Raw genomic sequence first — 12,528 nt, 5'->3', positions numbered from 1 at the left:
AAAAATAAAACACGATGTGACCAAACATGTCGTTGAATAGCTGTCCGCTGTAAGCAATTTCGATAATTCACAGTTGTTAATTAATATAACGTGTTTGTAAAAATGGATGATAGCAACGACAACGGGAAGTCATAACCGTGATATATAAGGCATTCATGTCATGAAGAAGTTTTTTGTTTTTCTGCTTTCATGGTTTTCAATAAATTCAGTTAATGCAGAAGATTTACATAATACCGTTAAAGAAGCATTAGCTAATCACCCTGAAGTCAATGCGGCGATAAATAGCCGTTATTCTTCCGAACAAGAACTTCGTGCGGCAAAAGGTGGGTATTTACCGTCGCTAAATTTAAATGCTGAAGCCGGACGCAAAAATATTGATGATGCAACGACTCGTGCCGCAGGCAGCACCAACGGTTTGACGCAGTCCCCCAACGAGGCGACGCTGAGCCTTGAGCAAAATGTGTTTAATGGTTTTGCCACCTCCAGCGAAGTCGCCCGACAAAAAGCGACCGTGGACTCACGCGCCTGGAGCGTTATGAATACCAGCGAAAGTACTGCATATACGGTGATTCAGGCCTATTTTGACGTGTTGCAGCGCGAGGAGTTTGTCCGTCTGGCTGAAGATGATTTGGCTAACCATGAACGCATCTATGACCAGATAAAACTGCGTACCGATCAGGGCGTTGGCCGTTCAGGAGACTTCATGCAGGCCGAAGCGCGTCTGGCGCAGGCGCGTAACAACTTACTGACCGAGCAAACCAACCTCGAAGACGCAAAAACCACCTTTATCAGCGTTACCGGCATGGAACCGCAAGGACTCAGTCAGCCAGCGAGTATCGATGCTGAACTGCCAACCTCGCTTGCGGACGCCAAAAGTCGAATGGAGAAGAATAGCCCATTACTGAAGTCTGCCAATGCGGATATTGAGGCCGCACATCAACAGTATGAAGCCTCAAAATCAACCTTCTACCCACGCGTTGACGTTGAGCTTTCCCGTGGGATCTGCAATAACACCGACACCACTCGCGCACATACCGAAGAGTGGGAAGCGATGGTCAAACTGCATTACAACCTGTACCAGGGTGGTAGCGACAAAGCCGCAATGGACTCCCGCGCTTATCTGCATAAGCAGGCTCAGGATGTGCGTAATAACACGCTGCGCCAGATGAATCAGGAACTGCGTCTGGCGTGGACAGCATTACAAAACGCACGCGCTCAGCTTCCTTCAGCCGAAGAATATGCCGACCGTAGCGTAAAAGTACGTACCGCCTATCAGGATCAATTCAGTCTGGGCGAACGTACGCTACTGGATTTACTTGATAGCGAAAATGAAGTTTTCTCCTCAAAACGCCGCCTTGTCGAATTACGCTATCTGGCAGTAACCAGCGGTTATCGTATTAGCGAACGTACAGGTGAATTAATGGGTATTCTAAAAATTGCACCACCACCATCAGGTCAACCGGTAGATTCTGCAGAAGAAAATAACCTGCCTGAACTTCATTAATCATTATTTATACCTTAAATAATCCGGTTTGCAGAAAGACGGCAAGAGTGTGTCCCCAGCCACTGACTAAAGTAAGTGACTGGAGTGAACGAATGCGGCAGCGCATATGCAACTGAAAGTATGGCAGGTATATTCAAATAAATCCCTGACCTGCACGCTGATTATTAGCTTGCTAATATTTAAACCTGCAGGTCAGAATGGTTGCGAAAATGAGTGCACAAGCTGAATTATTAAATGAAGTCCCAGAGAATTCTGACAGTAGTAATTCTCAATATCACGATCCCCGTAGCCATCATGACGACCCGTTATTAGATAGCCTACTTATTTTGTGTTCTCTGCACGGCAAACCCGCCAGTCGTTCAACGTTAAGCAGCGGTCTGCCATTAGAAAACGATCAACTCACGCTGAATATATTTCCTCGCGCAGCGGCAAGAGCCGGTTTAAAAGCGCGGGTGGTGACGCGAGCGCTTGATAAAATTCCGCAGATGTCTCTGCCTGCCGTGCTGTTACTGCGCTCTGGAAGAACAGGCGTATTGCTGGCATGGAATGAAGATGGCAGCGCTCGTTTTATGCCCAGCGAAAGCGAAGGTGGTGAAATCCGTGTCGATTTAGCCACGCTTGAACAGAGCTATGCCGGAAAGGTTATTTTTGCCCATCCGCGCCATGAGTTCGATTTGCAGGCAGAAGCCTTTTTGCCACGTACCAGGTCCTGGTTTAAAGACACGCTGAAGCTGTCACGTTTTCTGTATATGGATGCCGTGCTGGCCAGCCTGCTGATCAACCTGATCGCACTCGGCACACCGCTCTTTACCATGAACGTCTACGACCGCGTGGTGCCAAATCAGGCGACGGTGACGCTGTGGGTACTGGCTGTGGGCATTTGCCTTGCCTTTGTTTTTGATCTGATTTTGAAAATGCTACGCGGTATCTGTCTTGATATTGCGGGCAAAAAAAGCGATCTCATTATCTCCTCGACCCTGTTTGAGCGCATTATCGGCATGGAGATGAAAGAGCGTCCACAGCGCGTGGGTAGCTTTGCGCAAAATATTCATGAGTTTCAGTCACTGCGTGATTTCCTCTCATCGCTGACCCTGACGACGATTATCGACCTGCCCTTCACCCTGCTGCTGCTGATCGTTATAGGCATTATTGGCGGCTCTCTGGCCTGGATCCCGCTCCTGACGCTACCGATTGCCCTGCTGTGCAGTTGGGCACTGCAAAAACCGGTCAATGCGGCGGTGGCTAAAACCATGAGTCTCGCCAGCGAGCGTCAGGCACTGTTAATTGAAACGCTCAGCAGCCTGGATGCCATTAAAGTGAATAATGCCCAAAGCGAGCGTCAGTTCCAGTGGGAACAAACGCTGGGTAGCCTGAGCCGTCTGGAACTACGGGTGAAAACCTTGTCCAGTCTGGCCAGCAATCTCACCGGCTGGTTCCAGCAGATTTCGGGCGTGGTGATGATCATTGCTGGTGTGTATATGATTATCGGCGGCAGGCTGAGTATGGGTGGCCTGATCGCCTGCTACATGCTTAATGGCCGCGCATTAATGCCACTGGGCCAATTAACCGGTCTTATTGCCCGTTACCAGCAGGCAAAAATCACCATCAAGAATACCGATAAGATGATGTCACTGACGCAGGAGCGCCGCGCGGATGAAAACCCGCTCAAGCGCGAACAGTTGCAGGGCAGCATTGAATTCCGCGACGTGGATTTTAGCTATCCGGAACAAAAAAACCTGTCACTGCACAAAATTAATCTCACCATTCAGCCCGGCGAACGCATCGGCATCATTGGCCGTAGCGGCTCCGGTAAAAGCTCGCTCAGTAAGTTGATCGTCAATCTGTACCAGCCCAGCGCCGGTAACATTTTGATCGACGGTATCGATTCCCGCCAGTTGGATGTCAACGATCTCCGCCACAGCATCGGCTACGTCCCGCAGGACATCCAGTTGTTCAACGGCACACTGCGCGACAACCTGCTGTGCGGTGCACGCTATGTCGATGACGAAAGCATGTTACGCGCGGCGGAGCTGGCGGGTGTCAACGATTTCGCTCGCCTGCATCCTGACGGCTACAACCTGCAGGTTGGCGAGCGCGGTTCTCAGCTTTCAGGCGGACAACGGCAGGCAGTGGCACTCGCGCGTGCGCTGCTGCTGGATCCGCCTCTACTGCTACTGGATGAACCCACCAGCTCGATGGATAACACCAGCGAAGAGAAGATCAAACACGCGCTGGTCCCCTGCATCGCAGGTAAAACGCTATTACTGGTCACCCACCGCGCCTCCATGTTGTCGCTGGTTGACCGCCTGATTATTGTTGATAAAGGACGCATCATCGCAGATGGCCCGAAAGCGGTGGTGATGGATGCGTTGAAAAAGGGGCAGATTAATGCGTCTCGCTGATTTCCTGGCGCGTGCTCGCCGCTTCATGCAGCACTATTTTCACGGCCGTGATGAAAATCAAACCGACAGTATCAATGAAGTGAGTCACGCCATTATCGATGATGCTCCACGGGTCATTCGCCTGACGCTGTGGGTGATCCTTGCGCTGGTGGTCCTGTCCTTCGTGTGGGCAGGTTTTGCGAAGATTGATGAAGTGACACGCGGTGAAGGCAAAGCGATCCCCTCGTCAAAACTGCAAAAAATACAGAACCTGGAAGGCGGGATTGTTACCGAGCTGTACGTCCACGAAGGGCAAATCGTCAACGCCGGCGCCCCATTACTGCACCTTGACGACACACGTTTTGCTTCAAACGTCGGCGAAACAGAAGCGGATAAACTCGGCCTGCGCGCAAAGGTAGAACGCCTGACCGCAGAAGTTGAAAACCGTGACTTTGTTATCTCAGAAGAGATTGCCAGCAAAGCCCCGGATGTCGCCCGCGGTGAAACCGAACTGTATAACAGCCGTCGGGCGCAATTTCACAACGAAATTTCGGCACTTGAAGAGCAACTGGTGCAGAAAAAACAAGAATTGCGCGATTATGAATCAAAGGAAGATCAGTTCAGGCACAGCCTGGGATTAATACGCCAGGAAATCAAAATGTCAGAACCGTTACTTGCCTCAGGTGCCATTTCAAAAGTCGAACTGCTGCGTTTGCATCGTACTGAAGTGGAAACCGCCGGACAGCTCAATTCCGTCAGCCTGTCGTTGCCTAAAGCCGCCTCAGAAATTAAAGAGATTGAGAACAAAATCGGTGAAAGCCGTGGCCGCTTTCAGAGTGATGCACTGGCTCAACTGAACGAAGCCCGCACCAATCTGAGCAAAGCCCAGGCCAGCGTCAAAGCGCTGGAAGACAGGGTGAATCGTACCATGGTTACTTCACCGGTGCGCGGTATCGTCCAGCAGGTGATGGTCAATACTATCGGCGGCGTCATTCAGCCGGGCAGCGATCTGGTGGAAATCGTGCCGCTGGATGACAAGCTGTTAATTGAGGCAAAAATACAGCCGCGCGATATCGCCTTCCTGCATCCAGGTCAGCACGCGATGGTGAAATTTACCGCTTACGATTACACCATCTATGGCGGGCTGCGCGGTGAAGTGGTGCAGATAAGTCCAGACACCATTACCGATAAGCAGGGACGAAGTTTCTATATTGTTCGTCTGCAAACTGACAAAAACACCCTGGGTACAAAAGAGCATCCGATGCTGATCATTCCAGGTATGGTGGCAAGCGTCGATATCCTCACCGGTAAGAAAACCATTCTTAGCTATCTGCTGAAACCGATCATTCGTGCGCGCGCGGAGGCGCTCAGAGAACGTTAATCACTTGCGCGCCCCTTGCGTTTAATCAGGGGCGCATATGTTTATGCCGCGGTATAAGCAGAAAGTTTACCCCGATTGAGCGTAATTTTTCCGTCATTCACCAGCTCCTGTAATACCTTATGAATAGCGCTGCGCGAGATATGATTGCGGGTCAAAATAAAGGTATATACGGATGTTTTCTCACGTACCGCGGGCTCCATCGCCCAAATATATTTGACGTGTTCAATAATCAGCTCACGAATGGTTCTGTGCGACTGCAATGCTTCACGCTGGAAATAGCGCTGCAGATGATGCGCCAGGATATCAAACGCCTGCTTCCAGAGATTTTTAGCGGTAAATAAATGATCGGCATTCAGTACGCTCATGGCCCACATTTCACAATCGGTGTCACAGCGTAAATAGTGCCCAGTGACCTCCGTACGCATTTGTGGAAGTCCAAGGATCGCCGGTGCAGAAATGCTTACCGTCACTAAATCATTTTCGATTCGATATACAGAGACCGTCCCTTTCTCCAGAAACAAGATATTTCCATCGACTTTCAGGTCTATGCGCTGACGCTTTTTACGTAAGGACAGCCAGGCGTTATCCGATTTCTTTATTTCATCACCAATCAGCACTACAGATTTGTCTATTTCGTTCTGGAACATGGGACTCTCAAAAGCAAATGATTGCTTCGGCAAAATAATGGTGGAATTGACTTAACGGACAAAATAAACGTCAGCTTTAATACAAGCTGACATTTATTTCCATCTACCTCTACCACCAGCATTCCCTGGTGCTTTTGACGCGCTGACAGCACTGACTTTGTTCTCGCGTGGTGGTGTCGAGCAGTATATTGCGCTGTCCAGAAAGAATTAATGCTTATCACCTTTGTCATCACAATTTCGTCTTTTTGCTCTTTGTATAATAGCCTAAAAGACACAACCCATTGATTTGCACGTTCTTTATTTTCATTAAAAAGTTACTATTGTTGTTATATTATGCTATCAAATTGAAACACTGCGCGGTTCTGGCGTCTTTTTTGGACAAAGTGTTATCATAACCAACTGACCACTGGGTGCATCATCAAGAGCTGAGGCATTATGTCCGAGACTGGCAATGTCAGTTATCTAATTGAAAATAAAATAATCTTCACGCCAGGTACACAGTGTCTGACGCGAGTAGACCATCCCGAGCAGCAGATAAAACTTAAACACTCGGCATCACTATGTCTTTTATTACTTATTCAACATCGCGGAAAGGTAGTCTCACAGAACGAATTACTGGAGTTTGGCTGGGGTAGTCATCATCGCCAGGTCAGCTTCAATGCCTTTTATCAGAGCATCCTGTCATTACGCAAAAGCCTGCTGCAACTGGACCTGGAGCAAACGTTCATCACAACGATACCTCGCAAGGGACTGATTATTAATGAAGAGTTTGAAATCCTGGAGATTGCAACATCAGAGAGTATCCCTTTATCCATTGACATACCGGGAGCACCTGAGTCTGGCTTAACACCAGAAGCGGGTATAGAGGCGTTGTTGGCGGAGACGCCACATAAACTACGGGTTACCACCATTGAAACGATAATGATGGTGCTGACACTAATAATCTGCGTTCTGATCGTATTCCCGTGGAAAAGCAGTGATGATTATTTTTCCGGTTATATTGCCGCACCACAAGTATCAACTGACTGTCAGTATTATTTTAATAACGATGCCAGCAATTTCTCCCGGCATACTGCGTTTATCGACAAAAATCCTGCGTTATGTCAGGCCAATAAATTTATCTATATCACGACCTATCCGGAATCAAAAAAATTGTCGGTGCTGTTGTGCCGCTCGCCAATGAAAGGCGAACAAGAAAACGCGTGTCAGTCTGTCTATTACCCACGGTATGATAGCTAATGAATTTACGTCCTCGCACTCCCCGCTTCCGTATCCAGACAGGTATTATCCTGATGCTTTGCCTTTGCGTAATCGCGATTGCCAGCATCTGGCGGCTCGGCAATAATCATAATCACCTGCATAATCTTTCCTGTCGGGCAGCCATTGATATCGTGCGTAATACCGCCTCGTTTAAGGGGATCATTGATATCAAAAGCGGTGATACTAAAGGCATTGTGAATATTGATGGCATTATTAGTGATGCCACTAATAATGAACAGACTGTACAACGCATGGTGCTCTTTACGCACTCCAGTTACGGCACCAGCCCGGTATGGGTCTCACAGGAAATTCATGTATCGAACCGTGAAACGGCTTCCGCCAGTTTAATCCAGCAGATCCTGCCCGATTTCTTCCTCACCAACACCAGCGTCTCTAATGTCGATCTTTTCGCACTGAACAGAGATACCTATCTGATTACCAAAGAAGGGATCCCCTACCTGTACTGCCAGAATTATGCGCTGCCAGAAAATGAGTAATCGCCAGACATTCTGGCGATTCAACCGACGGATGAATCTCAGTGGTTGTCGGTGATAAGATACAGCATTCAGTCTGAGCCAACGCTCGCCGTTACAGCCTTTTAGGCGGCTTTCGAATGACAAATTTGTGGGTTTGTGTGAGTTTTCAGGGACTCACATGAGACTTCCCCGGTACCCAAAAAGATTAAAAAAGAGCAAAGGCGATATGAAAGAGTCACTTGATACGGACTTCTCCAACCACACCCCCATGATGCAGCAGTATAAGTTCACAGCCTTAACATATTGATTTTAAATTGGTATGTGTAATTATTTTAAATTAAAGCTACAAATGAGCTACAAAATGTAAAAGCGATAATCATGTCGCTTTTATGCAGGCTTTATTAAATAATAAACATGATAATCGCCATGGATTCAGAATATATTCATCAAAAGTATCAAATTCTTATTTTGCTCTGTTTTTTTTCACTTTTTAAATGTTTTGAAATAACTGGAGAAAGAATGTTTTCTTCTTTTTTCGCAATTAAAGCCGGTATATCTATATTATCACAATCAAGATTATCTCCCCACCAATGTATGAATTTGTTCACTGCGGGTGTCATATCCTCTTTAACCTCATGATATTCATCATTCATAAAAATAGAGGATATCAACTTCAAATTATCAACTTCGATTTCCATTACAACTATTCTAAATATATCTTCCGTAGGAAATAAATCAGTTTCCTCCAATGTTATATTTAATTTATCGAGTATCTCACTCATTAGAAAATTAACTTCATTGAATGCTTTTTCATATTTAACCATTATGGCGCTCCTTTTGTTTTCATTATTGCTAAATATTAGATAGAGGATATATTTTAAATGTCAAGTGTCATAACAATGAAAAAATTTCATAAACCTTTTCATTGTTATAGAGATGAAATGCAAAATCATAATTGAGGTGTAACCTTATATGGATATCCTCCTTTGGTTTTACACCCTGATTCAGATATCATATATAAATGTTTTTTTGCTCGTGATGAAATGACATAGAGAAGTCTGCGAGCAACATAATTTTGATGCTCATGACTGCATCCTCTAATATCATTCCAGTTAGGTATTTTTCCATAAAGTAGACTGGTGCAGATTACGACCTCAAATTCATCGCCCTTTGTTGAGTGACAAGTTGTTATTTTAACGCCACTTTTTGAATTAAAAAAAGAATGTAAGTCATTTGCTCTATATGTCATTTTATACTTATCAATTCTTTTTTGAGTGGAGTTTATCAATGATTCCTTTTCCTTAAAGTAATAGCTTTCAGAATTGCAATTAATCTGTATATAATCGCAAAAGAAATTGATTACCTCATGTATCCAATCAGTAATAGCACAATCATAGTTCACTGAAATAGCTATTTTATTAATCCATTTTATCATTTGCTTAGAAGATAAAGATTCAGTCCATGGCTCAATATTATTGAGTTGTTTGTGAAAATCACGAAGCAGTTTCTGCCTTAGATTAAAATTATTTGGAACTTTCTTAATCAAAAGCAATTTGATAAGGTTAAGCCAAAAGTTCTCATTATTCTTTGGTATTGGAGAAACCATTACTCCATCTATTTCAAAATGCGGGTTCAGAGAAATGATCTCATTTGATAATTTAATTACATCAAACCAACCCGGACATAAAACTGCGATCTCATTTGGAGGGGTACCTTGTTCCAAGTGGGTCTTAATCACACTTGAAATATATGAAGATAATTGAGTAAAGTCTATTGCACTTTCAGTAACAACAACTGATTTAAATTCATTATACGCTGAAAGAGAATGGATTTTATATGGCTCATCTTTATATTTACTATAAAAATCAATAATTGATTGACTACTTCTAAAGCAACCAGTCAATCTCATCTCTGCCAAGCCATCAAGCTCAAAAAAATCCATTAATTCACATCTATCCTTTACAACAGCTCCAAGCCCAGTATAAATGGCCTGTTCCTTATCCCCTATTAACGACACTATAGTATTCTTTTTCGTAACAATGAGCCGTAATATTTCATACTGTATATGAGATGTATCTTGGTATTCATCCACCAATATATACCTTAAAAGCAATGAGAGTCTTTCACATAACAAATCATATTTGTCCAGAAGACGACAAGATAGATTAAGGATCAAGTCGAAATCTATTAAACGATTGGAATTTAGATAAGTATGGTATTCCATTACAACGGAATGCTCTTTTTGACCGAGCTGATAAAGTGGCTTGAAATTTAAATTTAATGCCGTATTTACTTTATCATGAATTGATAATTCATATCTTCCTTTTATCTCATCAATTAAAGATTCCTTTTCATGCTCATCAATTACACAGAAACCTTTTCGAAGTCTTGGTATTCTATCCATATTAGGCTTAATAATCCAATTAAGACAGAAACTATGTATTGTTCCAATCCATAATGAATCACTATCGATTCCGAATGACATGATTCTTTCGAGAATCGTACCTGCCGCTATATTGGTATATGTTAAAGCAATTATCTTTTTCTTACCTAATTTAAATAATTCTTTATGCTCTAATATATAGCATAGCTTAGAAACTAATGTCTTAGTTTTACCTGAACCAGGACAAGCAGTTAACAATAAGTGACCATCCCATCTGACCGCATCCATTTGTTCAGAAGTTAAATTTCTATATGGCATATCACAACTCCATGAAGCGAACAAAAGTATCACTAAAACATTTTTTATATTCTATTAATTTACTGGTTAAATCAGGCTTATTATTTATTCTATTGAATTCCTTCTCACACTCATCCCCAATACATGACATATTGTAGGAAAGTATTTTCTCATATATAGTATTAAGTTCACGCTCTCCAAGAGCAAATTTGACTGCACTCAAAATATAGTCGGGAATTCTATTATTAAAATTAAGATGTTCAACCATGCTCGTGGCTAACCAACCTTTACCGATTTTGTTTGCGAACATTAATGCTCTTTTATAACGAACTCTCTTATCAGTCGATGAGATCTCGGCCACTGCTTTCTTATAGTTTGCTTCTTGTTTATAAGCAGTCTTCATTACTGATATAAATAGTTTTTTATTCTGCAAATATTTAATAAGCTCAGTCTCAAATGTATTCGTTGCATAATAGGCATTAACAAATTCATTATCACTTGTATAATTGTCCAACTCTACTTTTCTTCGTAACCCAACAACTTCAGCATTAACTAAAGACTTAACAAATTCCTCATCAAATATTTCATCACTTTCTTTTACATATGCCGAATCCAGATCAGTCAATATTGCACATTTTCTCTTCAAACGATGTTTATTAAAAAGATTTGATAGATGTGTAAAAACAGTTCCATCTACTTTTATTAAACTAATGCCCAGTTCATCTAAACTGATTCCCAATGTTGCTTTTACCATTGCTGGTATCAGTATTAACTCAGCATCGCCTTCAACAAGAATTACACTTTTTGCAAATAAAATATCACTACGAATAGCATCAAGATATCTTTCAATGGATGATATTTCTTTTGGTTTTAATCCATTTGATGGCTGATAAACATCAGTATAACCCTTCTGGCGGGATAAAATGTTCATCGAAGAAATCTTTGATACGGAACTTATTTGAGTTGAATGTGTAGAAACGAAAACTTGAGTATTTTTGAAATTAAAATTATCGAATAATGTTTTTTGAATATGTGTATGAATATGAGCCTCTGGTTCCTCTATTAAAAGAAAATGAGTAATATGATCTTCACTATCTCTAATTTCTTCATATTCATACAGCTTTAAAGCAAGGTAAATAAGATTAGCTCCTCCAAGGCTCAAATCATCAATACGACCTGAACCATCATAATCTAAAGAGTCTTCCACTACCAAACCAAGAGATTGAATCAATTCAGTAAAATCTTCTGGAAGTTGTGATGATACTAAAATCTTCGGTGAATAAGTTGAACCAACAGTATTAATTAATGATGATGATATTTTATTACTTAACCTTTCAATTTCCGGTATAGATGAAATTTTTGAATTTATTGCCTTAACATTCTCAACAATATCAACTCTATCATCAATTTGTTTGCTTTTTAATGTTAACAGCTTGTAGAGGGGGTTCGTCTTATAATATTTAAGGTCGGCTACAACATTTCTTAGTGCTTTAACGTAAGTACAAGCTACCTCACTACCCAAAGCGAAATAAGGTGGTTTTTTTATTCCTAAAGATCCAGCATCATCATCATTTGGATTTGGAAAAATAAATTTATTGAAATCACCAACTATAGTTTCATAGATTCCATTATCATTGAAATCAACTTTAGTTCTGACAAATGCAACAGCTTCATAGGTTTCTTTAGAAATGATATTGTTAGATATCAATTCTTTGAAAGCAATCCGTCGTTTATTGAATGTTGCATTTTCAGTTGTTAATTCATATAACTTTTGCCTAATATGAAACTTAGGTCTGAATACAAAAGTATAATTCCCGTTCGTTATAGATTTATCATTTCCATCATTAATCATGTAGTTAGCAAGAACTTGCTCCTCTTCTGATTCACCTAAATCATCGAAATGGAGTGTGATTATGATCCAATGTCCAAATGGCTCACCTATGCCACGATGAAAGTCTTCATTAAGGAGTATCCTCGAATTCATAGGAAGAGAATCATCTAAAATAAGTCTGATGGCATTAAATAGGTTTGTTTTACCTGAAGCATTCTCACCAATGATTGTATTTACTGAGTTTTTTACAAAGTAGAAATTTGAATTACGAAAATTTTTATAGTTCCTGATAGATAACTTATTGATATACATAGAAATATACTAACTCCCTGCTTCATTCTCTCTATACATCAGATTACTCCATAGTA

9 protein-coding genes are annotated in these 12,528 nt (G+C 42.2%); 5 read left to right on the top strand and 4 right to left on the bottom strand.

The features are described from left to right. Nucleotides 1-160: 160 nt before the first annotated feature. The 3 genes from OGX95_RS12830 to OGX95_RS12820 all read left to right on the top strand — a co-directional run bounded on the left by OGX95_RS12830 (nt 161) and on the right by OGX95_RS12820 (nt 5,266). Entirely contained in the window at nt 161-1,504 is a 1,344-nt protein-coding gene (locus OGX95_RS12830; protein WP_286629666.1) for a TolC family outer membrane protein, read from the top strand. Nucleotides 1,505-1,701: 197 nt separating this feature from the next. Next, nucleotides 1,702-3,906: a type I secretion system permease/ATPase gene (locus OGX95_RS12825; protein WP_286629664.1), complete on the top strand. Its 2,205-nt coding sequence runs from the start codon at nt 1,702-1,704 to the stop codon at nt 3,904-3,906. Beyond that, a complete protein-coding gene (locus OGX95_RS12820) occupies nt 3,893-5,266 on the top strand; it encodes an HlyD family type I secretion periplasmic adaptor subunit (protein ID WP_286629662.1) in 1,374 nt (457 codons plus the stop codon). Before OGX95_RS12825 ends, OGX95_RS12820 begins: the two co-directional genes overlap by 14 nt. A gap of 41 nt (nt 5,267-5,307) precedes the next feature. On the opposite strand, the gene OGX95_RS12815 is transcribed toward OGX95_RS12820, so the two are convergent. Further along, on the bottom strand, nt 5,308-5,913 hold the full coding sequence (locus OGX95_RS12815; protein WP_286629661.1) for a helix-turn-helix domain-containing protein: 606 nt from the start codon (nt 5,911-5,913) through the stop codon (nt 5,308-5,310). A gap of 435 nt (nt 5,914-6,348) precedes the next feature. Here OGX95_RS12815 and OGX95_RS12810 point away from each other — a divergent pair, with 435 nt between their 5' ends. Together OGX95_RS12810 and OGX95_RS12805 are read left to right on the top strand one after the other, a co-directional pair. Then, nucleotides 6,349-7,152: a winged helix-turn-helix domain-containing protein gene (locus OGX95_RS12810; RefSeq protein WP_286629660.1), complete on the top strand. Its 804-nt coding sequence runs from the start codon at nt 6,349-6,351 to the stop codon at nt 7,150-7,152. After that, the gene (locus OGX95_RS12805) at nt 7,152-7,670 is read left to right on the top strand and encodes a YqeJ family protein (RefSeq protein WP_286629659.1); all 519 of its coding nucleotides are present in this window, start codon (nt 7,152-7,154) and stop codon (nt 7,668-7,670) included. The genes OGX95_RS12810 and OGX95_RS12805 overlap by 1 nt, the downstream gene beginning before the upstream one ends. Nucleotides 7,671-8,104: 434 nt before the next feature. On the opposite strand, the gene OGX95_RS12800 is transcribed toward OGX95_RS12805, so the two are convergent. The 3 genes from OGX95_RS12800 to OGX95_RS12790 form a co-directional block, all read right to left on the bottom strand. Beyond that, complete coding sequence (locus OGX95_RS12800; protein ID WP_286629658.1) at nt 8,105-8,473, bottom strand: hypothetical protein; 369 nt, start codon at nt 8,471-8,473, stop codon at nt 8,105-8,107. A 125-nt stretch (nt 8,474-8,598) separates the two neighbouring features. After that, nucleotides 8,599-10,350 carry a UvrD-helicase domain-containing protein gene (locus tag OGX95_RS12795; protein WP_286629657.1) on the bottom strand — a complete coding sequence of 584 codons (1,752 nt, stop codon included), beginning with the start codon at nt 10,348-10,350 and terminating at the stop codon, nt 8,599-8,601. 1 nt (nt 10,351) lies between these two features. Next, nucleotides 10,352-12,472 (bottom strand): ATP-dependent nuclease, encoded by a 2,121-nt coding sequence (locus tag OGX95_RS12790; RefSeq protein WP_220419234.1) that lies wholly within the window; start codon nt 12,470-12,472, stop codon nt 10,352-10,354. Nucleotides 12,473-12,528: the final 56 nt, after the last annotated feature.

The organism is Citrobacter sp. Cu233 (assembly GCF_030332225.1).
Lineage (GTDB): Bacteria > Pseudomonadota > Gammaproteobacteria > Enterobacterales > Enterobacteriaceae > Citrobacter.
The sequence above is the reverse complement of the archived record's forward strand: the minus strand, read 5'-3'. Positions and strand labels throughout refer to the sequence as shown.